The organism is Colwellia sp. BRX8-9, from assembly GCF_014077245.1.
In the GTDB taxonomy this organism is placed as follows: domain Bacteria; phylum Pseudomonadota; class Gammaproteobacteria; order Enterobacterales; family Alteromonadaceae; genus Colwellia_A.
This window is the reverse complement of sequence record NZ_JACGVN010000004.1, coordinates 74,325-100,301: the sequence shown is the minus strand read 5'-3', so window position 1 is coordinate 100,301 and position 25,977 is coordinate 74,325. Positions and strand designations below refer to the sequence as shown.

At 38.3% G+C, this 25,977-nt stretch carries 26 protein-coding genes and 1 tRNA gene; 22 read left to right on the top strand and 5 right to left on the bottom strand.

Annotated elements, in window-relative coordinates:
- The first annotated feature begins 17 nt into the window (after positions 1-17).
- The 8 genes from H4J70_RS04700 to H4J70_RS04665 all read left to right on the top strand — a co-directional run bounded on the left by H4J70_RS04700 (position 18) and on the right by H4J70_RS04665 (position 9,326).
- Positions 18-698 (top strand): TIGR00153 family protein, encoded by a 681-nt coding sequence (locus H4J70_RS04700; protein ID WP_182221086.1) that lies wholly within the window; start codon positions 18-20, stop codon positions 696-698.
- A gap of 9 nt (positions 699-707) precedes the next feature.
- On the top strand, positions 708-1,973 hold the full coding sequence (locus H4J70_RS04695) for an inorganic phosphate transporter (RefSeq protein WP_182244603.1): 1,266 nt from the start codon (positions 708-710) through the stop codon (positions 1,971-1,973).
- Between the two features lie 185 nt (positions 1,974-2,158).
- Positions 2,159-2,234: transfer RNA gene (locus H4J70_RS04690), tRNA-Phe, on the top strand.
- A 178-nt stretch (positions 2,235-2,412) separates the two neighbouring features.
- A complete protein-coding gene (locus H4J70_RS04685) occupies positions 2,413-3,033 on the top strand; it encodes a cytochrome c oxidase subunit 3 family protein (RefSeq protein WP_259366917.1) in 621 nt (206 codons plus the stop codon).
- Between the two features lie 9 nt (positions 3,034-3,042).
- Positions 3,043-3,297, top strand: a complete 255-nt coding sequence (locus tag H4J70_RS04680; protein WP_182213473.1) for a cytochrome C oxidase subunit IV family protein — start codon at positions 3,043-3,045, stop codon at positions 3,295-3,297.
- Between the two features lie 196 nt (positions 3,298-3,493).
- Positions 3,494-4,918 carry a TolC family protein gene (locus H4J70_RS04675; RefSeq protein WP_182250699.1) on the top strand — a complete coding sequence of 475 codons (1,425 nt, stop codon included), beginning with the start codon at positions 3,494-3,496 and terminating at the stop codon, positions 4,916-4,918.
- A 2-nt stretch (positions 4,919-4,920) separates the two neighbouring features.
- Complete coding sequence (locus H4J70_RS04670; protein WP_182213477.1) at positions 4,921-6,213, top strand: efflux RND transporter periplasmic adaptor subunit; 1,293 nt, start codon at positions 4,921-4,923, stop codon at positions 6,211-6,213.
- Positions 6,210-9,326, top strand: a complete 3,117-nt coding sequence (locus tag H4J70_RS04665) for an efflux RND transporter permease subunit (RefSeq protein ID WP_182213478.1) — start codon at positions 6,210-6,212, stop codon at positions 9,324-9,326. Before H4J70_RS04670 ends, H4J70_RS04665 begins: the two co-directional genes overlap by 4 nt.
- A 71-nt stretch (positions 9,327-9,397) precedes the next feature.
- Here H4J70_RS04665 and H4J70_RS04660 read toward each other — a convergent pair whose 3' ends face one another.
- Both H4J70_RS04660 and tal read right to left on the bottom strand, forming a co-directional pair.
- The gene (locus tag H4J70_RS04660) at positions 9,398-9,571 is read right to left on the bottom strand and encodes a DUF3545 family protein (RefSeq protein ID WP_083277925.1); all 174 of its coding nucleotides are present in this window, start codon (positions 9,569-9,571) and stop codon (positions 9,398-9,400) included.
- Positions 9,572-9,773: 202 nt separating this feature from the next.
- Positions 9,774-10,727 carry a transaldolase gene (gene tal, locus H4J70_RS04655; RefSeq protein WP_182241692.1) on the bottom strand — a complete coding sequence of 318 codons (954 nt, stop codon included), beginning with the start codon at positions 10,725-10,727 and terminating at the stop codon, positions 9,774-9,776.
- Positions 10,728-10,974: 247 nt separating this feature from the next.
- On the opposite strand from tal, the gene yaaA reads away from it, so the two are divergent.
- The 3 genes from yaaA (at position 10,975) to H4J70_RS04640 (ending at position 14,159) form a co-directional block, all read left to right on the top strand.
- Positions 10,975-11,751 carry a peroxide stress protein YaaA gene (yaaA, locus tag H4J70_RS04650; RefSeq protein WP_182176181.1) on the top strand — a complete coding sequence of 259 codons (777 nt, stop codon included), beginning with the start codon at positions 10,975-10,977 and terminating at the stop codon, positions 11,749-11,751.
- Positions 11,752-11,844: 93 nt separating this feature from the next.
- Positions 11,845-12,363 carry a TIGR03546 family protein gene (locus H4J70_RS04645; protein ID WP_070374661.1) on the top strand — a complete coding sequence of 173 codons (519 nt, stop codon included), beginning with the start codon at positions 11,845-11,847 and terminating at the stop codon, positions 12,361-12,363.
- The gene (locus H4J70_RS04640) at positions 12,363-14,159 is read left to right on the top strand and encodes a TIGR03545 family protein (protein ID WP_182213483.1); all 1,797 of its coding nucleotides are present in this window, start codon (positions 12,363-12,365) and stop codon (positions 14,157-14,159) included. Before H4J70_RS04645 ends, H4J70_RS04640 begins: the two co-directional genes overlap by 1 nt.
- 181 nt (positions 14,160-14,340) lie before the next feature.
- On the opposite strand, the gene flgN is transcribed toward H4J70_RS04640, so the two are convergent.
- The 3 genes from flgN to flgA form a co-directional block, all read right to left on the bottom strand.
- Positions 14,341-14,769 (bottom strand): flagellar export chaperone FlgN, encoded by a 429-nt coding sequence (gene flgN / locus H4J70_RS04635; protein WP_182213485.1) that lies wholly within the window; start codon positions 14,767-14,769, stop codon positions 14,341-14,343.
- Positions 14,770-14,806: 37 nt separating this feature from the next.
- On the bottom strand, positions 14,807-15,121 hold the full coding sequence (flgM, locus tag H4J70_RS04630; protein WP_070374658.1) for a flagellar biosynthesis anti-sigma factor FlgM: 315 nt from the start codon (positions 15,119-15,121) through the stop codon (positions 14,807-14,809).
- 74 nt (positions 15,122-15,195) lie between these two features.
- Entirely contained in the window at positions 15,196-15,888 is a 693-nt protein-coding gene (gene flgA, locus H4J70_RS04625; protein ID WP_182213486.1) for a flagellar basal body P-ring formation chaperone FlgA, read from the bottom strand.
- Between the two features lie 183 nt (positions 15,889-16,071).
- Between flgA and H4J70_RS04620 the strand changes: the two genes are divergently transcribed.
- From H4J70_RS04620 to flgJ, 11 genes are all read left to right on the top strand, one after another.
- Positions 16,072-17,019: a chemotaxis protein gene (locus H4J70_RS04620; protein ID WP_182213488.1), complete on the top strand. Its 948-nt coding sequence runs from the start codon at positions 16,072-16,074 to the stop codon at positions 17,017-17,019.
- Between the two features lie 65 nt (positions 17,020-17,084).
- On the top strand, positions 17,085-17,918 hold the full coding sequence (locus H4J70_RS04615) for a protein-glutamate O-methyltransferase CheR (protein ID WP_182213490.1): 834 nt from the start codon (positions 17,085-17,087) through the stop codon (positions 17,916-17,918).
- A 70-nt stretch (positions 17,919-17,988) separates the two neighbouring features.
- Positions 17,989-18,390 (top strand): flagellar basal body rod protein FlgB, encoded by a 402-nt coding sequence (flgB, locus tag H4J70_RS04610; RefSeq protein WP_070374654.1) that lies wholly within the window; start codon positions 17,989-17,991, stop codon positions 18,388-18,390.
- Positions 18,391-18,392: 2 nt separating this feature from the next.
- The gene (gene flgC, locus H4J70_RS04605) at positions 18,393-18,812 is read left to right on the top strand and encodes a flagellar basal body rod protein FlgC (protein ID WP_070374653.1); all 420 of its coding nucleotides are present in this window, start codon (positions 18,393-18,395) and stop codon (positions 18,810-18,812) included.
- Between the two features lie 21 nt (positions 18,813-18,833).
- Positions 18,834-19,520 (top strand): flagellar hook assembly protein FlgD, encoded by a 687-nt coding sequence (locus H4J70_RS04600; RefSeq protein WP_182250698.1) that lies wholly within the window; start codon positions 18,834-18,836, stop codon positions 19,518-19,520.
- A gap of 112 nt (positions 19,521-19,632) precedes the next feature.
- Complete coding sequence (gene flgE / locus H4J70_RS04595) at positions 19,633-21,048, top strand: flagellar hook protein FlgE (RefSeq protein WP_182221081.1); 1,416 nt, start codon at positions 19,633-19,635, stop codon at positions 21,046-21,048.
- A 331-nt stretch (positions 21,049-21,379) separates the two neighbouring features.
- Complete coding sequence (flgF, locus tag H4J70_RS04590; protein WP_146799142.1) at positions 21,380-22,123, top strand: flagellar basal-body rod protein FlgF; 744 nt, start codon at positions 21,380-21,382, stop codon at positions 22,121-22,123.
- Between the two features lie 28 nt (positions 22,124-22,151).
- Positions 22,152-22,940, top strand: coding sequence for a flagellar basal-body rod protein FlgG (gene flgG / locus H4J70_RS04585; RefSeq protein ID WP_070374649.1), 789 nt, complete (start codon positions 22,152-22,154; stop codon positions 22,938-22,940).
- Positions 22,941-22,956: 16 nt separating this feature from the next.
- Positions 22,957-23,640 (top strand): flagellar basal body L-ring protein FlgH, encoded by a 684-nt coding sequence (gene flgH / locus H4J70_RS04580; protein WP_070374648.1) that lies wholly within the window; start codon positions 22,957-22,959, stop codon positions 23,638-23,640.
- Between the two features lie 35 nt (positions 23,641-23,675).
- Positions 23,676-24,800 carry a flagellar basal body P-ring protein FlgI gene (locus H4J70_RS04575; protein ID WP_404842388.1) on the top strand — a complete coding sequence of 375 codons (1,125 nt, stop codon included), beginning with the start codon at positions 23,676-23,678 and terminating at the stop codon, positions 24,798-24,800.
- A 15-nt stretch (positions 24,801-24,815) separates the two neighbouring features.
- A complete protein-coding gene (gene flgJ, locus H4J70_RS04570) occupies positions 24,816-25,931 on the top strand; it encodes a flagellar assembly peptidoglycan hydrolase FlgJ (protein WP_182250697.1) in 1,116 nt (371 codons plus the stop codon).
- Positions 25,932-25,977 lie beyond the last annotated feature (46 nt).

The following is a 25,977-nucleotide window of genomic DNA, read 5'->3' as shown; positions in this document are numbered from 1 at the left end:
GGCTCTGGGAATAAATTATGGCTAGAAATTCAATACTAGGTGTCTTTGCAAAATCACCTATTAAACCATTAGAAAAACACATTCGATTGGTCACTAAGTGTTGTAATCAACTAACTCCTTTCTTTGCTGCTTGTGCTGAACAAGATTGGTCAAAAGCAGGGAAACTTCGCAGTAAAATCTCAAAATATGAACGCGACGCAGACAAATTAAAACGCGAAATACGCCTTGAACTTCCAGGTGGCTTATTTATGCCTGTAGATCGTGCTGATTTGTTAGAGTTACTTTCACAACAAGATAAAATTGCTAATAAAGCAAAAGATATTGCCGGACGTATTTTAGGACGCAAACTGGTTATACCAGAAACACTACAAGATTCTTTTGTGGCGTATGTTGCTCGAAATATTGAAGCCGCAGAAAAAGCAGCTGACGCGATTAATGAATTAGACGACTTATTAGAAACAGGTTTTCGTGGTCGAGAAGTAGCATTGGTTGAGAAGATGATTAACCAATTAGATGAAATAGAAGATGATACAGACGGCATGCAAATTAAATTGCGTAGCGACTTATTGGCGATTGAGAATGACTTAAATCCTATTGATGTAATGTTTTTATATCAAATTATTGAATGGATAGGTGATTTAGCCGATTTAGCCGAACGTGTTGGTGCTCGTTTAGAAATTTTACTGGCTAGAAAATAAGGCTTATTCATGGATATATTATTAACACATGGCCCTATGTTGGTCATTATTGCCGGCGTTGTTGGTTTCTTTATGGCGTGGGGCATTGGTGCAAACGATGTGGCTAACGCAATGGGTACATCAGTTGGCTCTAAAGCGCTAACGATTAAACAAGCGATTCTCATCGCGATGGTTTTTGAATTTGCTGGTGCTTATTTAGCGGGTGGTGAAGTTACTTCAACTATTCGTAAGGGTATTATTGACGCTTCTTACTTTGTAGATAGTCCGGAATTACTTGTTTTTGGTATGATTTCAGCATTATTTGCTGCTGCTACTTGGTTACTTATTGCTTCTATTTTAGGTTGGCCAGTATCTACAACACACTCAATTGTTGGCGCCATTGTTGGTTTTGCTGCCGTTGGTGTTAGTGTTGATGCTGTTGAATGGGGTAAGGTTATCGGTATCGTAGGTAGCTGGATAATTACGCCACTTATCTCAGGTATTATTGCGTTTATTATTTTTAACAGTGCACAAAAATTAATTTTTGATACGGATAACCCATTAACTCAAGCTAAACGTTGGGTACCTTTTTACATGTTTTTAGCGGGCTTCGTACTTGCTTTAGTCACTATTAAGAAAGGTTTGAAGCATTTAGGCTTAAACATCGGCTCTGTTGAAGGTTATGTATATGCGATTATTGCCGCAGTTATTGTCGCTGTTATAGGTAAAATATTCATAAACCGTTTAGAATTTGATGAAAGTGCTGCGAAGAAAACACATTATGCCAACGTAGAAAAAGTATTTGCGGTATTAATGATCGTTACTGCCTGTGCAATGGCATTTGCTCATGGTTCAAACGATGTTGCTAATGCGATTGGTCCACTAGCTGCGGTAGTAAGTATTGTTGGTAATGACGGTCAAATTGCAGCTAAGTCAGCTATCGCATGGTGGATTTTACCACTAGGTGGTTTTGGTATTGTTGCTGGTCTTGCATTATTTGGTCACAGAGTTATTGCAACCATAGGTAATGGCATTACACATTTAACGCCAAGCCGTGGTTTTGCAGCTGAATTAGCAGCAGCATGTACAGTTGTTATCGCTTCAGGTACAGGTTTACCTATCTCAACCACACAAACGTTAGTAGGCGCTGTGTTAGGTGTAGGTATGGCTCGTGGTATTGCTGCAATTAACTTAACGGTTGTGCGTAATATTGTTGTTTCTTGGGTTGTTACCTTACCGGTTGGTGCAGGTTTATCTATCATTTTCTTCTGGGGAATGGTGGCAATTTTCACCTAGGCACACTTAGAAAATTTACTTTTAAAAAACCAACATTGATGTTGGTTTTTTTTATTTAAACTCCTGAATTTATAAACTTTCAGTGGTAACCACTATATAATTAAAAAGTGATTAGGTAATGCTTGCCTGAACCACTATTACCCTATATTATAACGCCTCTTTGATGTTCTTTAGAATTTCAAACTGCCTTGATAGCTCAGTCGGTAGAGCAGAGGATTGAAAATCCTCGTGTCCCTGGTTCGATTCCGGGTCAAGGCACCATATTTCTCTTTATTGAGACGAAAAAGCCCACAAGCAATTGTGGGCTTTTTTTTGTTTTAACAGAAAAATTAATTTTCAATTAAATGAGTATCACTTCACTAAATTCCCGTTTTATATCAAACTTTCTTAGTAGACATTATGTTATAAATATTGCCCTTGATATCTCTAGAACTTAATGATGATGAGTACAAAACAAGCGGATGAATCATTAGGCATTTTTTTCGCTTCATGGAGTGAAAAAAGAGCAGGGCGAATACCTGGTAATATTCCTATTTGGGTGGGAATATTATCTGAGTTAACTGAGTTTGGTATTTTTTTTGTCGCCTATTTTATCGCTAAATTATATTATCCTGAAATATTTTCTCGTGGCCCACAAAGCTTAAATACAACTATTGGTGTATTGAACACTATTGTTTTGTTGTCTAGCAGTTACTTTATGGCTAAGGCCATGGCTAGTGTCCGAGTTAATAATTTAGTGAAATGCGAACGGTTTTTATGGCTTGCTCTACTTTGTGGCTGTAGTTATTTATGCTTAAAAACCTGGGAATTTCACTGGAATGACTTACAAGGATATAGCACTAACACCAACGAATTTTTCACTGTCTATTACTACATGACGTTTAATCATTTTTTACATGTTGGCTGGGCCTCATGTGCCATATTATGGGTGATCTTCAGGCTAAGAAAAGGGGCATATTCAGCAAAAAGTCACACAGGTTTAGAGGCACTAGCTGTGTATTGGCATATGATTGACTTAATGTGGATCCTGATTTTTCCATTATTATATGTATTAAGGTAGCGTTGAAATATGAAAGGTATTGGAAAATTAGAATACTACTTAGTGGTATTAATTTTAATTACTTTGTTGAACACTTTTTTAGGTGAAAACTTTCAGTCAACGACAGTTGTTAGTGTTTTAGTTGCAATAACAATAATGTGCAAAGGTATTGTCGTTATTGATCACTTCATGGAACTTAAGGGGGCACATAGGTATTTGAGACTAATGATGAAAACTTACTTTGTAATATTCCCTTCGTTAATCATATTAACTGTTTTTTACTGAGCCAAGCGTCTTATTGACGTTTACTTAGTTATCGGTTTAATCATCCAAATTGAAAACTAATACCACTCACCGTTTTATTCAGGTTATTCATCGCAATAAATTTTTTGAAAGTAAACTTTTGTAAAGTCATTACAGCTTTTGATTAATACTGATTACAATTAAAGCATTAAAAATACTATAAGTGGTTTCATCTTTTATGGAAAACCGTTTTCGAATACAGATCAAACACAGTGTTATGACTGTCCTAGCAACAACCCTGTTGTTGGCTTGCTCGAGTACATCTGAGCTTGATAAAAATATTAGAAATATTAACTTACCTGCGACTTGGCAACAAAGTGAACAGAATTTGCAGGTTGAAAATAACTGGCTAGAACAGCTTGATAGTCCTCAAGTTCAACAATTAGTGAGAACAGCACTAGCATCAAATCACCAATTAAAAATTCAAGCGTATAATGTTGAAATTCAAAAGCAACAACTGATCATTTCTGGCAGTACACTTTGGCCATCGCTTGATTTGTCTTTGCGTTCGGGTCGAAATAAATACAATGACTCTGATACTTACACTAATTCAAGCTCAGTTAATTTGAATTTAACTTACGAACTTGATTTATGGGGGAAACTATCTTCAGCTGACCAACAAGCTAACTTAACGTTTATGGCTGAACAGTCGAATTTTGAGCAAAGTAAACAGCAATTAGTGGTTGATGTTGTCACTAAGTGGTTCGCGGTTGTTGAGGCAGAAAAGCTACTGTCACTTTATCAAGGTCGTGTAAAAAACTCCCAACAAAATTTAGACATTATTGAATCAGGCTATAACAGTGGCTTAAGTGAAGCACTTGATGTTTACCTAACACGTAATGAGCTAAACAATGAATTAACTCGTGTTTGGGAACAAAAAACAGTAAAAACTCAATTAATTAGACAGTTGGAACGTTTAGTTGGTGAGTATCCCACAGGAACATTGTTAGTTGATGCTGATTTACCGCTACTAACCTCTGATATTCCCTTAGGATTGCCATCGGAGCTTATTAGCAGAAAACCTCAGTTAAAGTCTAGTTGGTATTTATTACTTGCTAAAGATGCTGGCCTCGCTTATGCACACAAACAACGTTTTCCAAGCCTAACTTTAACAGCGTCGGTAGGAGACAGCGGCATTGATATAGATGACTTGCTATCAGGATCATCGTTAGCATGGTCATTGTTTGGAAATATTTCTGCACCACTATTTAATGCTGGTCGTTTGGCTGCTAATGAAGAGCAAGCACGGTTAGCGTTGAAACAAAACGAACAGCAATATCTTGAGCACTTATATAATGCATTTACTGAGGTTGAGAATGCGGTGACCCAAGAAAAAAGTTTAAAAAATAGCTATAAAAGTATGTTAGCTGCACAAGAAAATGCCAAAGTTGCCGCGACACTTTCTTTTGAACAATATCAAAGTGGTTTGGTTAATTATACTACGGTGCTTGATGCTCAATCACGATCGTTTGATGCACAAAGTACCTTGATAAAGCTTAAAAATCGCTTGATTGCCAATCGCATACAACTACATTTAGCACTCGGTGGCGACTTTACTGTGTCTGAGAAAACTGCCACAACTATTAATCCAAAGGCTGAATAATAATGTCTTCACAACCAAGTTTACATACAGAAATAACACAAAAACCAAGCACGCTAAAAAAATTGATCATCCTAGCTGTTATTATTGGCGTTACATTATCATTAGTCGCTTTGATTTATAGTAACCCGCCACAATCGAAAAGGGCTAAACCCTCAAAAGCGCCCCAGATGACAGTAGCAACAAAGATATTAGCGCCGCAACGTTATCAAGTTATGGTGGAAAGTTTTGGTACGGTAAAACCTCGTACACAAAGCATACTTTTTGCGCAGGTTGCTGGCCAAATTACTCAAGTCAGTGGTCAATTTCGTGACGGTGGTTTTTTTGAAAAAGGTGATGTTTTAGTACAACTTGATGATCGAGATTACCGGTCAGAAGTCAAAGTATCACAAGCAAATCTTTTATCTGCCAACCAAGTATTACTTGAAGAACAAGCAAGAGTTCAACAAGCAGAAGCTGACTGGCAGCGGTTGGGAAATGGTAAAGTAGCCGGTGTTTTAGTGTTACGTCAGCCGCAACTTGAGTCAGCAAAAGCAAAAGTACTTTCTGCTCAAGCGCAATTAGATAAAGCTAAGCTATCGTTAGAACGCACCCAAATAGTGGCACCTTATGCGGGACGCATTTTGAAAAAACAAGTTGATATTGGTCAAGTTGTTACCAGTAACAGTCAACTTGCCACCATTTTTGCTGTTGATTATGTAGAAATTCGCTTACCGATTAATAATAAAGATCTTTCCTTGATTAACTTACCTGAAGTATATCGAGATATTGGTGAACAGGGTAATAAGGACGATGTAAAAATAAGCTCTGATTTAATTGGCCATCAATCATGGAATGGAAAAATAATTCGCACCGAAAGTGCTATCGATGAACAGTCTCAGCAGCTCTATGTTGTAGCACAAATTAATCGCCCCTATGATGCAACAACCTCTTTGGGATCACCGATAAAAATAGGTCAATATGTTACTGCCCAGATAACAGGGAAAGAACTAAGCAATGTTTTGGTTATTCCCAGCAATGTTATTTATCAGGGAAGCTATGTTTACACAGTCGAAAATGGCTTGTTAATTCGTAAAGAGGTTTTACTAGGGTGGCAAAACGGTAAAGAGTCAATTGTTGAGTCTGGGCTCGTTGCCGGTGATGAACTTGTGCTAACTTCTTTAGGACAAGTGAGCTCTGGAACTCCCGTAGCCATTGAAGGAAATATCCCGAGTAAAGCAAGACAAAATAACCCAAAAGCTCGTCAAAATAAGGCAAAACTTGAAGGCACTAAAAGATCAAAGGGTGAAGCACAATGATCGCCTGGTTTGCTCGAAATCACGTAGCTGCGAATCTGTTATTAATTACTATTTTAATTTTAGGTCTATTTAGTCTATCTGTGCGTATACCGGTTGAGGTTTTCCCCTCATTTGCCTCTGATCGTATCAATGTGAATGTCTCGTTACGTGGTGCTACGCCAGAAGATGTTGAAAAAAGTATTTCTATTCGCATAGAAGAGGCGATACAAGACCTAGAAGGTATTAAGCAAATTGCTAGTCGTTCATCTGAAGGCTCTTCAGCGGTTAATATCGAAGTTGAAAGTGGCTACGATGCACGAGAAGTTTTGGCTGATATTAAAAGTCGTGTCGACTCTATCAATACTTTTCCATCAGATGCTGAAAAACCTGTAGTGTCGTTAGCGACTCGAAAAAGAGAAGTTATCTCGGTTAGTGTCGCCAGTATTTATGGTGAAAAAGAAACGCGCGAGTATGCAGAGAAAGTACGCGATGAGTTGTTAAAAATATCTGAAATTACTCAGGCAGAGCTTAGTGGTGTTCGTAACTACGAAGTTTCTATTGAAATACCTCAAGATAAATTACAACAATATAACTTAACTATCTCCCAAGTGTCAGCCGCGATAAATAATTCTAGTACCGATGTTTCTGCGGGCAATCTAAGAACCGAAGGAGGGGATGTTTTATTATTGTCAAAGGGGCAAGCTTATCGTAAAAATGAGTTTTCTGACATCGCGATAAAGACTCACACTGATGGTTCTATTTTACGTTTGTCTGATATTGCGTTGATCACCGATGCTTTTGAAGAAACACCGGTAAGAACACGCTTTAACGGTAAGCAAGCCGCCTTTATCGACATCTATCGTATTGGTCCACAAAGTGCCATTGACGTTGCCGATGCAGTAAAAAACTATATTGATGAACAACAAGGAAATGTGCCGGTAGGTGTTGAGTTAAGTTATTGGGATGACGACTCTCAAATTGTAAAAAATCGTATTGCAACGTTAACAACAAGTGCGTTGCAAGGTGGTATTTTAGTCTTAGCACTACTGAGCTTATTTTTACGCCCGTCGATCGCCTTCTGGGTTTTTATTGGCATTCCTATTTCATTTATGGGGGCTTTTATAGCAATGCCTTTTTTTGGCATAACCCTTAACGTTATGAGCCTATTTGGCTTTATTCTAGTACTCGGTATTGTCGTGGATGACGCCATTGTCACCGGAGAAAATATTTATACCCATTTAAAAACAGCTAAGTCAGGGGAAGAGGCAGCCATAAGAGGTACTGAAGAAGTGGCTACACCAGTTACTTTTGGTGTATTAACCACTATTGCCGCTTTTTTACCTCTGGCATTTATTGAAGGTGCGCGAGGGGCATTGTTCGCACAAATTCCGGTCATTGTTATTCCTGTTTTATTGTTTTCTCTAATCGAGTCAAAGTTTGTTTTACCGTCACATTTAAAGCATTTAAAACTTCGTAGTCAAAAAACAAAAACATCTAAATTTAGCCAATTACAACAACGCTTTGCGGATGGCTTTGAAAACACAATTTTACGTTATTATCAGCCTTTATTAAAAAAAGCCATTAATTTTAAAACAGCGACATTTTTTGGTTTTGTTGGTGTTTTCTTAATTATCATTACCTTGGTCATGAGTGGCTGGACTAAATTTATATTCTTTCCAAGAATACCCAGTGAGACGGTAAGAGCTTCATTAACCTTACCAGCAGGCTCACCATTTGAGGTAACGAATAAACATATCTTAAAAATGACAGAGAAAGCGGAAGAGTTACGTGAGAAATATATTGATGAGGCGACGAATGAAAGTATCATTATTAATATTTTGGCGACAACGGGTGGCAGAGGTGGCACAACCAATCAAGGCAGTGTTCGTTTTGAAATAACGCCGCCAGAGTCTAGAAGCTTATCAATTGGTTCAACACAGTTAGTTCGCGAATGGCGGGAGCTTATTGGGCCAATTCCTGGCGCTGAAAGTATGACCTTTAGAGCCGAAATAGGTAGGTCATCAGACCCTATCCAAGTACAGCTTAAAGCAAGCTCTTTGGACTCGCTTAAAGAAATTACCGATAAGGTAAAGATACGCTTAGCTACTTACCCAACCGTTTTTGACATAGAAGATAGTTTGTCTGACGGAAAAGAAGAGCTACAAATCGAATTAACTGAGCAAGGCAAAGCGCTCGGGTTAACCAGAGTAAGTATATCTAATGAAGTACGCCGCTCGTTCTTTGGCTCACAAGTTCAACGTATTCAAAGGGGTAGAGACGATGTCCGGGTAATGGTACGCTTACCTTTGAGTGAGCGTCGCACGACTGCTGATTTAGAAAATATTCTTATTGGAACTCCCAATGGTGGTTCAGTGCCTTTGGCACATGTTGCTCGCTTAATTCCAGGGAAAAGTCCATCAACCATCTCTAGAATCGATCGTTATAGAACGGCAAATGTCAGCGCTGATGTCGATAAAGAAAACACCAATATGACAATATTACAGGCCGATTTAAAAACTTACTTGGATGAGCTTCTTTTACAATATCCTGGTGTCAGTCATTCGCTCGAAGGTGAAGCTAAAGAGCAACGTGAATCATTTGGATCGTTAGCTTGGGCATTAGTTTTTGTTTTCTTTATTATTTATGCTTTGCTGGCCATTCCATTTAAGTCTTATCTACAACCTATTATTGTCATGAGCGTTATTCCTTTTGGTATGATAGGTGCCGTTATAGGTCACTGGATCATGGGCATGGAATTAACGATTATGAGCTTATTGGGCATGCTGGCATTAATTGGTGTGGTGGTGAATGACTCCTTGGTATTAGTTGATTTTATCAATAAAAAACGAGCCGAAGGTATTAAGCTTATGGAAGCAGTACTTACCGCGGGCGCTTCACGTTTTCGTCCTGTGATGTTAACTAGCTTAACCACCTTTATTGGTTTAATGCCGTTACTTTTTGAGCAATCAACTCAAGCACAATTTCTTATCCCAATGGCTGTTTCTCTTGGTTTTGGTATATTGTTCGCGACATTTATTACCTTGATTTTAGTACCGGTTAACTACTTACTTGTTGAACAGATAAAGGCGTTTTTTGGTGTTAAGCCTACGGGGTATGTTCTAGAGCAAGTTTAGCTTTTACATTTATGGTATTTCAAGCAATAAAAAACCCAGTTAAAAACTGGGTTTTTTCATTTGAAATAAAACTAGAAATCTTCCAGCATAAATTCTAACGAGTCTTCATATGCTTTTAGCTCTTTTTCTAATTGGAATCTTTCTTTTATAAGTTCTATTTCACGCCATTTTCTTTTCTTATTAGTGCTTTCTGAGGACTTAGGTCTTTTACCAAACGAGCCCATTACTTGTTCAAGTTTATCCATAGAACACTCCTTTTTATTTAACAGCACCTTTTTAATAACACATTCAAGATGATAAGCAAATAATTAAAGCAATAAACTCCGATAATACTTGGTGATAAAGTAACTCTTTTTAGGCTTTATTTTAAACTAACCGTATGAAAAATAGCTATTAAAGTAACTCTTTTTAGGCTTTATTTTAAACTAACCGTATGAAAAATAGCTATTAAAGTAACTCAGCAAGCTGTTTTTCTAATTTTATCTGGTCAAGGGTAAAATTTCTGATCCCTTCAGCAAGTTTTTCTGTGGCCATAGCATCTTCATTCATTGCCCAACGATAGCTACTTTCTGATAATTTTTCTTGAGCGGCTAATTTGGGGTGCTCACTAAATAATTTTTGCTCAAGCGGGTCATTACACTTTGATAGTTCGTCTAATAGGTTTGGACTTATCGTTAAACGATCACATCCGGCAAGTTGACGTATCTCATCTATGTTTCTAAAACTTGCTCCCATCACCACCGTTTTATAACCTTTACCTTTGTAATAGTTATAAATGCTAGTTACCGAGATCACACCAGGGTCTTCATCCGCTGCGTATTCACTTTTGCCGCTATCCTTTTTGTACCAATCTAAGATCCGGCCAACAAAAGGCGAGATTAAGTAAACCCCTGATTCGGCACAAGCTTGTGCTTGAGCAAAACTAAACAATAAAGTTAGGTTACAGTTAATACCAACCTTTTCTAGTTGCTCTGCCGCTTTAATACCTTCCCAAGTTGATGCCAGTTTAATAAGGATACGATCGTTATTAATACCTGCTTCTTTATACATCGCCATAAGCTTATGCGCTTTGGCAATTGAAGCTTGAGTATCAAAAGATAAACGTGAATCTACTTCTGTTGAAATACGACCTGGTACAGTTTTTAAAATTTCTAAGCCAATTAATACTGATAGTTTATCAGCGGCATCAATAACTTGTTGTTCTGTATTTGATGACTGTGCTTTTGCCCATGTTACCGCTTCGGTAAGTAAATGTTGATAACCTTCAAGTGATGCTGCTTTTAATAATAGCGATGGGTTTGTGGTTGCATCTTGTGGTTGAAAATTTGCGATTGCTTCAATATCGCCGGTGTCAGCAACTACAGTAGTCATTTTTTTTAATTGAGAAAGCTGGTTAGTCATGTCCTTTACCTTTTTACGAAAAACTTAAAATTGGAGAATTATTACAACATAAATGGCTGAAAAAGTGATAAACCTTTGATGTAATGCCTAATATGACTATATTTGTAACAAATTTTCAATATATAGCAAGTATGTTCGACATTTTTTTAACTATGACGGTAATTGGCTTATCATTTATCTTCATGTTTAGCGGATTTATTGTATTATATGGGTTATATATTTTGATATTGTATTAAACGGGACCGTTATGCTACTTGTTGTTTCTCCAGCTAAAAACTTAGACTTTGAGTCACCATTACCCACTAATAAATTTTCTCAACCTGAGCTTTTAGCGCACAGTAAAGATTTAATTGACCATTGCCAAAAATTAACACCTGCAGAGATATCAACCTTAATGGGCATTAGTGATAAACTTGCTGGGTTAAACGCTGCTCGATTTGGTGAATGGTCAATGCCTTTTACTGTTGATAATGCTCGCCCAGCGGTATTAGCGTTTAATGGTGATGTTTATACCGGATTAGACGCCAAAACATTTAATGAAGATGATTTTGATTTCGCACAAAAACACATGAGAATTTTGTCAGGATTATACGGTTTACTCAAACCTCTTGATTTAATGCAAGCCTACCGCTTAGAAATGGGTTCAAGGTTAGCGAATGATCGTGGCAGCAACTTGTATCAGTTTTGGGGAGACATTATTACTGACCATGTCAATGAAGCATTGGCCCAGCAGGGTGATAAAGTGTTAATTAACCTAGCCTCTAATGAATATTTTAAATCAGTAAATAAAAAAAAGCTTCAAGGTGAAATAATTACTCCAGCATTTAAAGATTGGAAAAATGGTCAATTTAAAATGATCAGTTTCTTTGCCAAAAAAGCACGAGGTTTAATGGCACGTTATATCATTGAACATCGCTTAACAGAGGTTGAACAACTTAAATCCTTTGATGTTGCTGGCTATCAATATAGTGAAGAAATGAGTCAAGGTAATGATTTTGTTTATACCCGTAAAGAAACGCAATAGTAGCGCTAATGCATAAGCCTGCTTTAGTTATACTTAACCCACTAAGCTTTAAGTGGTAAATACATAGCAAGAGAACACAAAAAAGGAAAAGGAATGCTTACATTACTCGCTAAACTGTTCAATGCACTGAACTCAGAAAGCTCTACTCGGCAAATATCATTGGCCATAGCGTTAGGTTTTATCGTTGGACTATCGCCACTGCTTACCTTGCATAATATTGCTTTTATATTCGTGGTTTTATTTTTAAGAGTCAATATCGGCGGTTTTATAGTCGCTTGGGGATTCTTTAAAGGGTTAAGTTATTTGTTGTCATCATTGATCGTTACTGTTGGTGAGTCATTACTAACAGCAAAGTCATTACACCCTTTATTTGATGCTTTATATCAGTCTTCGTTATTTAAACTAGGCCATCTTCACCATACTTATACGTTGGGTGCTTTGGTGCTTGGCTGTTTATTAGCGGTGCCGTTATATTATCTAAGTAATTTTTTAATTGAAAAGTATCGACTACATATTAAAGCCTTCTTTGAGAAGTTCCGTATTGTTAAGGCATTAAAAGCATCAAAGTTCTACCGTATTTATAGCCACGTTTCTGGCCAAGGAGAGTTGTAATGAGTCGTTTTATTCGTTGGAAAGGGCTAGTTGGTTTTTTTGTGGTCATGGGATTAATGATCGCTTTTATTTATTTATTTGCAGACGCTTTAGTTAAGAAAGGTATAGAAAAATCAGGCGAATGGTATCTAGGTGCAGAGGTTAATGTTAGTGAAGTTGAAATTAACTATTTACCCTTAACACTGAGTATTGAAGGTTTCCAAGCAACCGATCCTGAAAAACCTAGCCATAATTTGGTGAGTTTTTCACAAGCCTCAGCCGGTGTCGATGTTTGGCAATATTTATTTGGTAAGTTATATATTAGCGAGTTAAACGTTGCTGAGTTAAGAATCGATCAGCCTAGGCAGTCTGTAGGTGAAGTCTATAGGCTTGGTGATGATACTGAAAATGGCAGTGACGGTGTAGGTGATTCAATGTTACCTAAACTTGATGTTAGCCTACCTAAAGCTGAAGATTTACTCAATAATAGTGATTTGCTAACGGTCAAACGTGGCAAAGCTTTAGAGCAAAGTTATCAAATCGAAAAGAAAAAGCTGCAAGCTGCTTATGAAACACTTCCGACTAAAGACGCGTTAGCAGACTATAAAAAGCAAGTAGAGCAACTAGCTAATATTAAGATAGAAAGTTTAGCCGATCTTGAAAAGCTTAATAAAGATTTTACTGCGCTAAAAACGAAGTTCGAAGCTGATCAAGTGGTCATGAACAAAGCAAAGCAGCAAGTTAGCGCTTCAAAAACATTATTAAGCGAACAGACTAAAGCTTTAAAAGATGCGCCAAGCGCGGATTGGAAAAACATTGAGAGCAAGTACCAACTTGACAGTGTCGATGGTGCTGATTTTGCTCACTTGTTGTTTGGTGAGCAAGCAAGAGAATACTTTGGTTATGCTGATACTGTTTATCGAAATATAGCACCGCTAATTAAATCTTCAAAAGTCGACAAAGAAGCACCAGTAGCAAGTGATCAAGGTCGTTATGTGCAGTTTAATGATGAAACACCTTTGCCCGACGTACTTATCGAACAAGCAAATTTTTCTTTAATATTGCCACAAGGTGAATTTGCAATTAGCGGCAAAGAATTGACACATCAGCACTGGGTACGAGGTAATAACAGTGTTATTAACGTTAAAAGTGACAATGTACAGGGCTCGGGGAAATTAACCTTAGGGTTAGCTTTCTCACTAGATAAGCAAGATGTTTTAACAGGTAAGGGGCAGTGGCAACTTGCCGATGTCACCTTAAAAGATGTTTCACTACAAAAATCAAGTGCTTTTACTTTAGATCTTAACAGTGGTTTATTATCAGGTAAGGGGTCTTTTTCATTCATTGATGACCAAATTGACAGTGAAAATAAACTTAACCTAGCTAATACTCAATATAGTGGTGCTGGCACTTCGAAGTTAAGTACACTCTTTATTGACACAGTTCAGTCTCTTAAGTCGTTGGCGTTAACCATAGCTGCAAAAGGTAAAATAACGGCTCCGACGTTATCTATCTCATCACCACTTGATAACCAATTAAAAGATTCAATGGTGCAGCAAGTATCAACTAAATTAACAAGCTTCAAATCTGACATTAAAGCAGGGTTAAACACTAAGCTTACTCAAGCTTTAGGGGGAAGTAATAAGGAAGCCGAGTCTCTAATGGATGTTGAAGCACTGATTGGAGATAGCGATAAAGCATTAGATGAGCTGATTAACTCAGATATCGTCGCAGCGAAAAAGAAAGAGTTTGAAGATAAACAAAAAGATAAGCTCAAAGATAAAGCAAAAGAAAAACTAGGGAAACTATTTGGTTAGGCTTGCTTAGCTTACTCATCATTAATGACAAGTTTACGCTCAGCTATCGTAGCTGCCAAGGGGGGAGCTGAGCGGCCAAGCTAAACTCGTTTAATAAAGTCGTTTTAGTTTTTTCTGTAAAAAAAGCCTCAGCTTATTGTTAAGTTGAGGCTTTTTGTTGTTAATTAGCGTGTTGTTTTTACTAAGCTTTAATGCCTAAACTGCTAAGGCCACCACTTTTCTTGCCCTTACTATTGTAGGTCATTGATGAGCGGTTATGATTCTCAAGCAAGGAGTTTTTCATGCGTTCAGCGGCAAGTGAAGATTGCTGTATGATTTGACCGTTAACCTGATTTTTGTCTTTACAACGCAGTAAAATAGCTTCAATTTCAGCAATCTCTTGCTGATGAATACCTGATTTAACTTCGTTTTTCAAAATAATATTTTGAGCGTTTTGTTCATCAAGTTGCTGTATGGCTTTTAGCAAAGCCTCTTTTTGCTCGGTAACGGCAGTTAATGCTTGTGGGCTTTGTTTTTGTAAGACTTCTTTTTCAACGCTGAGCAGCTCTTCAAGCTGCTGTAGGTTATGTAACTGTTGAGCAATTAATTGCTCTGCTGCTAACGCTGTCATCAGGTGTAACTCCTGTGATTAGGTTAACAGTAAACTGTTAGCCTAGTTTAAATTCGAAATTTGCTATACTGGCAGCAAGCTTTTCAGGATCAACTTTATACTCACCATTTGCAATGGCTTTTTTGAGTTGATCGATTTTTTTCTGATCAACGGCTGGTGCGTCATTCGCTTTCTTTTGTAACTCATTTAACTGTTGAGCTTGTGGTGTTAAAGAGACTGAATCTTTACCTACAGATCTTCCTTGTTCACTACTTGCTGCATTTTGTGTGGCTTGCTGTTTGACTTGTACTTGTTGATCAAGCTTTTGCTTTACCTGACTGTTGTTTGACAAGTTATTGATATTTATAGCCATAATACTATCCTATAGATAACGGGTTGATATTCACTATCTTGTTATCGGCAAGCAGCCTAATAACTTAACCATTATTATAAATTAATTATCACTTCGTTGATAGCCGATACTCGCCCTGTTACCGTTCTACCACTGCCTTCATTTTCAACCGCTATTTGCTCGCCAAGCCCCCCGTCTTCAAGGGCTATGCCGGAGGTTTTTATTGTCAAGGTATTCGATTGCGCAATAAGCGTGACATGGCTGCCTTTGCAAACAAAACAAATATTTTTTTTAGTTAGAATCACACCCGCCCTCAACTTTCTTTTAGCTCGGGTACCAATAACGATTCTGGTATCATCTAAGCTCTCACCACGAATTCTATATTTATCGCGATATTCAATGGTGACATTTGAACTATCAACTCTACTGCCCTTACTAATGATACTTTTTGCAACAACTACCGGTATGACCACTTGAATTTTTGCAGGAATATAAAGATACCAAGACGATGGGTCGTCGCAATTTATTTTAACATTTACGTTTCTACCATTATGATTTTCAGGTATATTTGCGATTAAAGGTGTTAAACAAGGTTGAATAATAATTCTGGGATCTAAAGTAGAGACTGAAACGTTTATCTTTCCTTGCTTTGGCAATGGCGTGTTATTTTTTATAAATTGGGTAACAAAATCTTGAAGTTGCTGTCTGTCCATCGTTTGGGCAAAGGCTAGATTTGAAAAAAGCGCTGAGATTAGCGAAAGAATGATAAATATCTTGAATATGCTCATAAATTTGTCAACTATTTGCTAGGGAAATTAAAATACTCGTCTATGCTTAATTTATGTATAGTTTAACAATAATTAAAAACAGACGAATACGCACTAAACGTCAAAAAATTGAACGTTCAATATGTATCTGTAAGCACAATCAAGAAGTGTGCCTTTTTGTGAATTAAGTAAAATGAGGTTTGTATGGCAGGAATTTTAGACTCAGTAAATCAACGCACTCAGTTGGTTGGACAGAATAGGCTTGAATTATTACTTTTTCGTTTAATCGGACCACAACGTTTTGGTATTAATGTTTTTAAAGTACGTGAAGTTATGCCTTGTCCGCGCTTAACCTTACTGCCAGGACAAGACCCTTTTATTAAAGGTGTTGCCCATATTCGTGGCCAAACCATTTCAGTGATCGATTTGAGCAAATCGACAGGTGGCCCAGAAATAGTGCCAGATGAAAATTCTTTTGTCATTATTGCAGAATATAATCGCAGTGTGCAGGGCTTTTTAGTTGGCGGTGTTGAGAGAATCGTCACGTTAAGCTGGAAAGACATCATGCCCCCTCCAGAAGGTGCTGGCAAATCAAGCTATTTAACGGCGGTTACAGAAATAGACAAAAAAATGGTCTCTATTTTAGATGTAGAGAAAATTTTAAATGAAATTAGTCCTATTTCAACAGAACTCAGTGAAGGTGTTGTTGATGCGAGTGTCGGAGTTAGTCTTGGCGAACGGGTAATTATGATCGCGGATGATTCAACCGTAGCTCGAAATCAGGTGAGAAGAGCTCTAGAGCCATTAGGCTTAACAATGTTGTTAGCTAAAAATGGCCAAGACGCTTTAGATCAATTACTTGCTATAGAAGCCGAGTGTCATACATCAATTACCGAAAAAGTGGCTTTACTTATCTCTGATATAGAAATGCCTGAAATGGACGGTTACACCTTAACCGCTGAGATTAAAAATAATGATCGATTGAAAGCCATGCCGGTTATTTTACATACTTCGCTAAGTGGTGTTTTTAATAATGCCATGGTTGCTAAAGTTGGTGCAGAAGATTTTATTCCAAAGTTTCATCCTGATGAGTTAGCCACAGCAGTAAAAAAATGGTTAAAGAAAGATGAACTAGCAAATAATGCTAATTAACCCATTATTTTTAGCGTATTCTATCGTTAATAAATGATAATAATAATTTAAGGCGGAATATCGAAGTGTCAATCCGACAGCTTGATGATAGCAGTTATCATCAGTTTAGAGTCTTCCTAGAGAAACAATGTGGCATCGTCTTAGGTGAAAATAAACAATACCTAGTGAAAAGCCGTTTAGCCCCTTTAATGGCTAAATTTGATGTTACCACATTAGGTGATTTAGTCACTCGTACTCTCAGTCCAATTGAAAGGCAGTTACGCGCCGCAGTTATCGACGCCATGACGACCAACGAAACCTTGTGGTTTCGCGATGAGTACCCCTTTGAACTATTGAAAAAACGCTTACTTCCTGAGTTTAAAAATCAAAGAACGCCTTTGAAAATTTGGTCAGCGGCAAGTTCTTCAGGTCAAGAACCTTATTCTATTGCGATGGCAGTTCAAGAATTTAAGCAAAGTAATCCTGCTGCGTTTTCGGGGGGTGTTCAAATTATTGGCACTGATATCTCCAATACTATGCTTGAGCATTGTAAGTATGGCCATTATGACAATTTAGCGTTGTCACGAGGTTTATCAGCCGAACGCAAAAGAATGTTTTTTGAAAATGGCGATAAAGGTATGTCAAAAGTCAAAGACTCGGTTAAGAAAATGGTTAGCTTTAGGCAACTAAATCTCCTAAATAGTTATAGTCTAATGGGTAAGTTTGATATTGTATTTTGTCGTAACGTATTGATTTACTTCGCACCAGAAATTAAAAAGCAAATAATATCTCAAATTGAAGGTGTGCTAAATCCTAACGGCTATCTCTTTCTTGGCGCCTCGGAATCCTTAACGGGTTTAAACCAAAACTTTGATATGGTTCGCTGTAATCCTGGTATCATTTATCAGAAAAAGACTTAATATCCCCCCACTAAACTCCCCGTTGGCATAGAAATTGTATAGTTATCTTCATTGATTTGGAGGTAACACTATGGCTATCACTTTTGAAAAAGCACTTGGCATTCACCCACAAACACTTGCTGTTCGTTCTAAACGTGCAGAAGTTATTGCTAGTAATATTGCTAATGCAGATACACCCGGCTATAAAGCCAAGGGCATGGACTTTAAGTCTGCCTTAGCGCAAGCCTCTCAAAAGCAACAATCAGGTATGTCACGAACCCACGAAAAGCATTTTGATGTTCGCATTGCAACCAATAATGGTGTGCAATTTAGAACACCCGATCAACCAGATACTGGCGATGGTAATACCGTAGATGCACAAGTGGAACGAAACTTGTATCTAGAAAACTCAATGCAGTATCAAGCCAGCATTCAATTTCTTACTGGCAGGATTAAAGGCTTGAAAAAAGCCATCACCGGAGCAGGGCAATAATTATGAGCCTATTTAACGTATTTACTATATCTGGCACGGGTATGAGCGCTCAATCTGTTCGCTTAAATACCACCGCAAGTAACATTGCTAATGCTGATAGTGTTAGCAGTAGTGTTGATGCAACCTATCGAGCACGGCATCCGGTTTTTGCCGCAGAGATGCAAAAAGCTGCCGCAGGACAAGATGACTCAGGCGTAGGTGTCAAAGTTTTAGGCATTGTGGAAAGCGATCAGCCTTTAAATATTCAGCACTCTCCGGGACACCCAATGGCAGATAAAGATGGTTTCATTTATAAACCCAATGTAAACGTGATTGAAGAAATGACCAATATGATTTCAGCATCACGCTCATATCAAACAAATGTTCAATTGGCTGAATCAGCAAAAAATATGCTGAATAAAACCTTACAGCTTGGCAAGTAACAATTAAAGGTGGGATAAAATATGGAAACAGTAAGCGGAAGTAAACCTTTAGATGGCATGCGCTGGCAAAAGGAAGATGTTACAACGACGGATAATGGCAATGGTATGTTAACGCAAGAAGATTTCTTTGCGTTACTGACCAAAGAGCTTTCTCATCAAGATCCGACTAAGCCCGTTGAAAATAATGAAATGATTTCGCAAATGACCGCGTTTTCAACGACTGACGGTGTGGCAACGCTAAATGAACAGTTTACATCATTTGCTGCATCCATGTCATCGAGTCAAGCATTACAAGCCTCCTCGTTAGTGGGTCGTAGCGTTCTAGTTGATGATAATGTTTTTGGTATGGCTGAAGGCGAAGCCGTTAAAGGCAAAATGGTCACTGATAAAGCGGCAAGTAATGTGAATATTTATGTTGAAAACACCGCTGGAGAACTTATTCAAACAGTTCCTGTTGGCAGTGTGGCTGCAGGTGAGTTTACCTTTAATTGGGACGGCAAGATGACAAATGGCGAGCCCGCTCCACAAGGTGCTTATCGTTTTAGAATTGCAGGATTAGTGGAAGGTGAAGCATCAGAATTACAAGCGATGACCTATCGTAAAGTTGATAGTGTGACGTTAGCCGGTGCAGGTGGAAATATTTTATTAAATCTTAATGGTGGCAGTTCCATGGCACTAGCAGATGTGGTGGAAGTATCAGAAGGTTAGATTAATAGTTCTTCGAACTAAATAAATTTAAGCCACTGTTATTTCAATGAAGAGTGAATACTCGAAAATTAGAAATAATTAAGATAAACAGTTTTTTATATGAGGTGCAATTATGTCATTTAATATAGCGTTGAGCGGATTAAACGCTGCTCAAAAAGATTTGGATGTTACATCAAATAACATCGCTAACGTTAATACCACCGGCTTTAAAGAGTCGCGTGCGGAATTTGTTGATGTGTATGCAGCATCATTACTTGCTTCTGGTAAAACAAAAGTGGGTGACGGTGTTTTGACGGCAGATGTCGCTCAGCAGTTTCAGCAAGGTAGTATTCAGTTTACTAATAACGCGTTAGATTTAGCCGTTACGGGTAATGGTTTTTATGCAACAGTACCTGAACTTGACTCCTTAGAAACGTCATATACCCGAGCAGGTCAGTTTAAATTAAACGACAGTAACTTTGTTGTTAACTCTGCGGGTGAGCATTTATTAGGTTTCCCAGTTAACCCTGACGGCACCTCTGCGTCGGTAAGTTTAAGTACGGCAGAGCCTATTCGTATTCCTACGGCCTCTGGTGCTCCTCAAAAAACCAGTGAAGTAGATGTACGAATGAACTTACCTGCGGGTGATTCTTTCATTAGTAGTGCGCCAGGTAACTTTGATCCCGATGATCCTTTGACTTTTAACCATTCAACTTCAGTGACTATTTTTGATTCATTAGGTGATAGTCATATAATGACTTATTACTTTATTAAAGATAATCCTTCGTCTGATGCTAACGAGTGGATGATGTTTGCTGGCGTTGATGGCATACCGGTAGATTTAGCTGATCCAGGTGGACAGACAGATCCAGATCCAACGGCAGCTCCAGGAACGCCAATAACAAATCCACAAGGTGGCGGTAGTTCAGGTCCGTTATCAGCAAGTGGCGGTGTTACTGGCATGCGTATGTACTTTGATTCTTCAGGTGATTTTGTTGCACAATTACCTATGCCAGGTGACGGTGGTGCTATTACCGTGGCACTTGGAGCGACAATATTAGCCAATGGTGCTGATCCAACTCAAACCGTGAAAATTAATTTTAATCTAGACCCTCTTGGCCCTAATCCAAATGAACCTACGCAGTTTGCTTCAAACTTTGAAGTGACTTCGCTTGAGCAAGATGGCTTAGCGGTGGGGCGATTAACCGGTATAGATATTGGTAGTGATGGTTTAATTCGAGCGACTTACAGTAATGGTACCTCAGAACCATTATCACGCATTGCTTTAGTAAACTTTGCCAATGAACAGGGCTTAACGCAAATTGGTAATACTTCATGGAAAGAAAGTATTAGTTCCGGTGAAGCATTGGCTGGTGAGGCGGGTTCAGGTACTTTTGGTACTATTAATTCATCGGCATTAGAGCAATCAAACGTTAACTTAACCACAGAATTAATCGACTTAATTTCAGCACAACGAAATTTTCAGGCTAACTCTCGTGCACTAGAAGTTGATAACCAGCTAAACCAAACTATTCTACAGATTCGATAAATAAATTTTTAAAATAATCTAGTCTATGATAAATAAAAGAGATAAAACGTAAAATGTTTTATCTCTTTTTATGTTCAGGATGAACGGTATAGGTGCAGAGCGAAACATAGCCATTCTTAGGCATCCATGTCTTCATCGCATTAATACTTCTTTATGTGTCAATGCCCGAGCAGCTGATGGTCTTTATCAAACCACCTTTCTTTCAAAACCTCAGTCGGTTCCTTTTCGTTGACGATAAAACGATTATTTTTCCATCTTCCTTTTCCTGTTCTATTTCTTCTGGCACTGTTATTGCATTTCTCATTGTAAGATACAATTTTAGAGATCTGTTATGGACAAAATGCTTTATATCGCAATGAGCGGTGCGAAACAAAATATGCATTCGCTTGCCGTTAATGCTAACAACCTTGCTAACGCTAAGACTACGGGTTTTAAAGCCGATTTAGCACAGGCGCGTTCAATGCAAGCTTTTGGCGAAGGCTTGCCTTCTCGTGTGTTTGCCATGACAGAAAATGCCAGCCAAAACTTTGACAGTGGTTCTTTGATGCAAACTTCTAGAGATTTAGATCTTGCCATTCAAGGGCCGGGTTGGTTTGCTGTTCAAGCTGAAAATGGTACTGAAGGTTATACACGTGATGGCCAATTTAGACTCAACGAAGAAGGTGCTTTAGAAACCTCTAAAGGTGAGCTTGTCTTAGGAGATACTGGCCCGATATTTATACCTCTACCAGTCAATAATATTCATATCAGTAAAGATGGCACCATCATGGTTCAGCCTGAAGGAGCACCGAGTTCTCTTCAAGAAGAAGTGGGTCGTCTAAAAATGGTTAACCCGAGGGTGCAAGAGTTAGCAAAAGGTGCTGATGGCTTGTTTCGTCGAAAAGATGGACTAAATGAGAATGCTGACGTCAATGTCAAAGTCGAAAATGGCATGCTTGAAGCAAGTAACGTAAACCCTATTGGGGAGATGACCGCGATGATTTCTTTGCAACGTCAGTTTGAAATGCAATTAAAACTCATGAAAACAGCGGAAGAAGTTGATGCAAGTTCAGCATCTTTATTACGTGCTTTCTAATTTAAATAAATAATTTTTGAGGTGATTTATGAACCCAGCATTATGGATAAGTAAAACAGGGTTAGATGCGCAAACAAAAGATATTGCGGTAATTTCTAATAATTTAGCTAACGCCAGTACCATAGGTTTTAAGAAAAGTCGTGCCGTATTTGAAGATTTACTCTATCAAACGATTAATCAGCCAGGTGGTCGCTCTGCACAAGATACAGAGATGCCTTCAGGCTTAATGCTTGGCGCGGGTACAAAAGTGGTGGCTACGCAAAAAATTCATACCCAAGGTGATATGCAAACTACCGATAACGCTTTAGATCTAATGATCCAAGGTGAAGGTTTTTTTGAAGTGCAACTCCCTGACGGTACATCGTCATATTCAAGAAATGGTCAATTTACCATGGATGAAGAGGGCAATATGGTTACACCGGGCGCGGGTTATTTAATTCAACCACAAATAACTATTCCGCCTGATGCGTTAAGTATTATTGTTTCTCAAGATGGTGAAGTCTCTGTAACTCTTCAGGGGCAACCTGATCCTGCTGTTATCGGTCAAATTAATACAGTTAACTTTGTTAACCCGACTGGTTTGCAGCCAATAGGACAAAATTTATACATTCAAACAGCGGTTAGTGGTGCTCCACAAGAAGGGGTTCCAGGTTTAGAAGGTTTTGGCATGATAGTGCAAGGCGCGCTAGAAACCTCGAATGTAAATACCACCGAAGAACTTGTTAACTTGATTGAAAGTCAACGGGTATATGAAATGAACTCAAAAGTAATTTCAGCAGTTGATGAAATGCTTAGTTATATTAATCAGCAGTTATAGCGTTAAGGAATCTCTTATGAAAATTCACTTAGTCTTAGTTATCTTTTTTTTATCAATAACGGGTTGTGCCAGTGTTGAACAGGCAAAAACGTTACCTGACGATCCTGACTTTGCGCCGATTTTACCCGAAATGGAAGAAGCCTCTATTATCCCGACGGGTTCACTGTTTAGAGCTAACTACGTTAATAATATTTATTCTGACTCAAAAGCTCATCGTGTTGGTGACATTATTTCAGTGACGTTAAGTGAAAGTACACAAGCACAGAAAAATGCTAAAACAGAGTTGAGTAAAGAAAATAGTGCCAGTTTAGATCCTATTATTGGTTTAGGCGGCGCTGCAGTAAACTTTAAAAATAATGCCATTCAATTTGGCTATAACCAAGGCTCTGACTTTAGTGGTGATTCAAAGTCTAACCAAGGTAATAGCTTAAACGGTCATATTTCTGTACATGTTTTGCGTGTTTTGCCCAATGGCAATTTGATGATCCGTGGTGAAAAATGGATGACTTTAAATAATGGTGACGAATTTATTCGCTTAACCGGTGTTATTCGCGCACAAGATATTAGCTCTAGTAATACCATTGTTTCTGGAAAAATCGCTAATGCGCGCATTGAATATGCAGGTACTGGGACTTTTGCTGACGTACAAGAACAAGGTTGGTTATCGAGTTTCTTTACTAGCTCTTGGTGGCCCCTGTAGGGTTAATTGAACATAAACTTTCAATAGGTATTATTATGAACACTTTTTTCACAAGTATGAAAGTTACTGTCTTGGTGCTAACATTTTTGTTTAGTTCGATGAGCTCTGCACAGCGAATTAAAGATTTAGCCGATGTTGCTGGTGTCCGAAGTAATCAATTGATAGGTTATGGTTTAGTGGTGGGTTTACCTGGCACAGGCGAACAAAGTCCATTTACCGAACAAAGTTTCAAAACCATGCTAAGTAATTTTGGTATTACTATGCCGGCTAATTTAAAACCAAAAATTAAAAATGTTGCTGCGGTTGCTGTTCATGCTGAGTTACCCGCATTTACTAAACCCGGACAAAGAATTGATATTACAGTTTCTTCAATGGGCAGTGCGCAAAGCTTACGTGGTGGAACATTAATACAAACTATTCTCATGGGTATTGATGGTAATGCTTATGCCGTTGCTCAAGGCAGTTTAGTCGTTAGCGGTTTAGGTGCTGAAGGTTTAGATGGCTCAAAAGTTATTGTTAATACACCAACCGTAGGCCGTATTGCTAATGGTGCTATGGTTGAACGTGAAGTTATTTCACCATTTACTTCTGGCGATTATATTACCTTTAATCTTAGAGATTCTGATTTCAGTAGTGCGAGAAGTTTAGAGCGAGTCATTAATAGCGAGTTTGCTAACATTAACGACCCCGCCACTTTTATTGCTCGCGCTATTGATGCAACCTCTATTCAAGTCAATGCACCGAGAGATGCGAGCCAACGAGTCAGCTTTTTGGCTGCCTTAGAAAATTTAGAATTTGAACCTTCACGTCCGGCGGCGAAAGTTATTGTTAACTCCCGTACTGGTACCATCGTGATCGGCTCTGATGTGCGCTTATTGCCTGCCGCCATTACTCATGGTGGTATTACGGTAACGATTAATGAAACACGAGATGTCTCTCAGCCTAATGCTTTTGCTGATGGTAATACGGCGGTAACGAATCAATCTATTGTTAACGTTAATAAAGATGATAACCGGATGTTTGTTTTTGATCCGGGGGTAAGCTTAGACACACTCGTTCGAGCGATTAATGAAATTGGTGCGGGCCCTGGTGATGTTATGGCAATTCTTGAAGCGCTATCACAAGCGGGTGCATTACGAGGAGAATTGATCATTATTTAATGATCAATAAAGCTTATGATTACACCGAATCAATCATCACTAACTTCATTGGCACCGCAGGCATCTGTGACCGCTAATTCTCAGAATTTTTTAGACATCAATGGCTTGAATTCTATTCGCCAACAGTCTAAAGAAACTGATAAAGGCTCAAAAGATGCGGCTTTACAAACAGCGGCCAAGCAGTTTGAAGCGATTTTTATGCAAATGCTGATGAAAAGTATGCGTAAAGCACAAGACGTTTTAGAGTCAGATAGTCCCTTTAATTCAGAAAGTACAAAATTTTATCGTGATATGCATGACCAACAAATGTCATTAGAATTATCAAATAACGGCTCTTTAGGTTTATCGGACTTAATCGTTCGCCAGCTAGGTGGTGACACTGAAAGTTTTACCCCACAGTCATTTTTACAAAGTAATAATCGCTTCAGTAAAAGTAACGGCTTACTCAGTGAAGATAATAATAAAGGCAAGTCAATTGTCGACACAGGGATCCTTATTTCGGCCGAGGATCGTCAAACTAATGACTCGGGTGATCGTTCAACTAATAATCGACAAGCATTATTTGATATGCCACAACGAGCGCCTTCTTCGACTAACACGGTAAATTCGTTAGATAACAAACCGTCTGTTTATGAAATGCTTGCCATGCAAGAGCCTCAGTATCAGCAACCAAAAGACTTTGTTATGGCATTAACCGAAGATGCTAAACGTGTTGAAGAAAAGTTAAATATTCCCTTTGAAGTTGTTATAGCTCAAGCCGCATTAGAAACTGGCTGGGGACAAAAAATCATCAAAACAGAAAGTGGTCAAAGCTCTAATAACTTGTTTAACATTAAAGCCGATAAACGCTGGGATGGCGAAAAAATTAATAAGGAAACCCTTGAATTTGAGCAAGGTGCTATGGTTAAAAAACGTGAACCCTTTCGCGTTTATGAAACCATTAGTGACAGCGTTAATGATTACATGCAGTTTCTCTCAAACAGCGAACGCTATAAAAATGCATTAGACAAAGCTGGCGATGTGGAACACTTCCTGCATAACCTACAGAGTGCTGGTTATGCGACGGATCCCAAATACGCAGAAAAAATTAAGGGAACACTACGAACCGTAACCAGTTTACTAAATAAGTAAATAAGCGCTCAGCATATAAATGCATTGAGTTTTGGTTAGGTTAGGA

Coding starts and splice junctions, on each gene's coding strand:
- H4J70_RS04700 (WP_182221086.1), top strand. CDS start 18: ATGGCTAGAAATTCAATACTAGGTGTCTTTGCAAAATCACCTATTAAA.
- H4J70_RS04695 (WP_182244603.1), top strand. CDS start 708: ATGGATATATTATTAACACATGGCCCTATGTTGGTCATTATTGCCGGC.
- H4J70_RS04685 (WP_259366917.1), top strand. CDS start 2,413: ATGATGAGTACAAAACAAGCGGATGAATCATTAGGCATTTTTTTCGCT.
- H4J70_RS04680 (WP_182213473.1), top strand. CDS start 3,043: ATGAAAGGTATTGGAAAATTAGAATACTACTTAGTGGTATTAATTTTA.
- H4J70_RS04675 (WP_182250699.1), top strand. CDS start 3,494: ATGGAAAACCGTTTTCGAATACAGATCAAACACAGTGTTATGACTGTC.
- H4J70_RS04670 (WP_182213477.1), top strand. CDS start 4,921: ATGTCTTCACAACCAAGTTTACATACAGAAATAACACAAAAACCAAGC.
- H4J70_RS04665 (WP_182213478.1), top strand. CDS start 6,210: ATGATCGCCTGGTTTGCTCGAAATCACGTAGCTGCGAATCTGTTATTA.
- H4J70_RS04660 (WP_083277925.1), bottom strand. CDS start 9,571: ATGGATAAACTTGAACAAGTAATGGGCTCGTTTGGTAAAAGACCTAAG.
- tal (WP_182241692.1), bottom strand. CDS start 10,727: ATGACTAACCAGCTTTCTCAATTAAAAAAAATGACTACTGTAGTTGCT.
- yaaA (WP_182176181.1), top strand. CDS start 10,975: ATGCTACTTGTTGTTTCTCCAGCTAAAAACTTAGACTTTGAGTCACCA.
- H4J70_RS04645 (WP_070374661.1), top strand. CDS start 11,845: ATGCTTACATTACTCGCTAAACTGTTCAATGCACTGAACTCAGAAAGC.
- H4J70_RS04640 (WP_182213483.1), top strand. CDS start 12,363: ATGAGTCGTTTTATTCGTTGGAAAGGGCTAGTTGGTTTTTTTGTGGTC.
- flgN (WP_182213485.1), bottom strand. CDS start 14,769: ATGACAGCGTTAGCAGCAGAGCAATTAATTGCTCAACAGTTACATAAC.
- flgM (WP_070374658.1), bottom strand. CDS start 15,121: ATGGCTATAAATATCAATAACTTGTCAAACAACAGTCAGGTAAAGCAA.
- flgA (WP_182213486.1), bottom strand. CDS start 15,888: ATGAGCATATTCAAGATATTTATCATTCTTTCGCTAATCTCAGCGCTT.
- H4J70_RS04620 (WP_182213488.1), top strand. CDS start 16,072: ATGGCAGGAATTTTAGACTCAGTAAATCAACGCACTCAGTTGGTTGGA.
- flgB (WP_070374654.1), top strand. CDS start 17,989: ATGGCTATCACTTTTGAAAAAGCACTTGGCATTCACCCACAAACACTT.
- flgC (WP_070374653.1), top strand. CDS start 18,393: ATGAGCCTATTTAACGTATTTACTATATCTGGCACGGGTATGAGCGCT.
- H4J70_RS04600 (WP_182250698.1), top strand. CDS start 18,834: ATGGAAACAGTAAGCGGAAGTAAACCTTTAGATGGCATGCGCTGGCAA.
- flgE (WP_182221081.1), top strand. CDS start 19,633: ATGTCATTTAATATAGCGTTGAGCGGATTAAACGCTGCTCAAAAAGAT.
- flgF (WP_146799142.1), top strand. CDS start 21,380: ATGGACAAAATGCTTTATATCGCAATGAGCGGTGCGAAACAAAATATG.
- flgG (WP_070374649.1), top strand. CDS start 22,152: ATGAACCCAGCATTATGGATAAGTAAAACAGGGTTAGATGCGCAAACA.
- flgH (WP_070374648.1), top strand. CDS start 22,957: ATGAAAATTCACTTAGTCTTAGTTATCTTTTTTTTATCAATAACGGGT.
- H4J70_RS04575 (WP_404842388.1), top strand. CDS start 23,676: ATGAACACTTTTTTCACAAGTATGAAAGTTACTGTCTTGGTGCTAACA.
- flgJ (WP_182250697.1), top strand. CDS start 24,816: ATGATTACACCGAATCAATCATCACTAACTTCATTGGCACCGCAGGCA.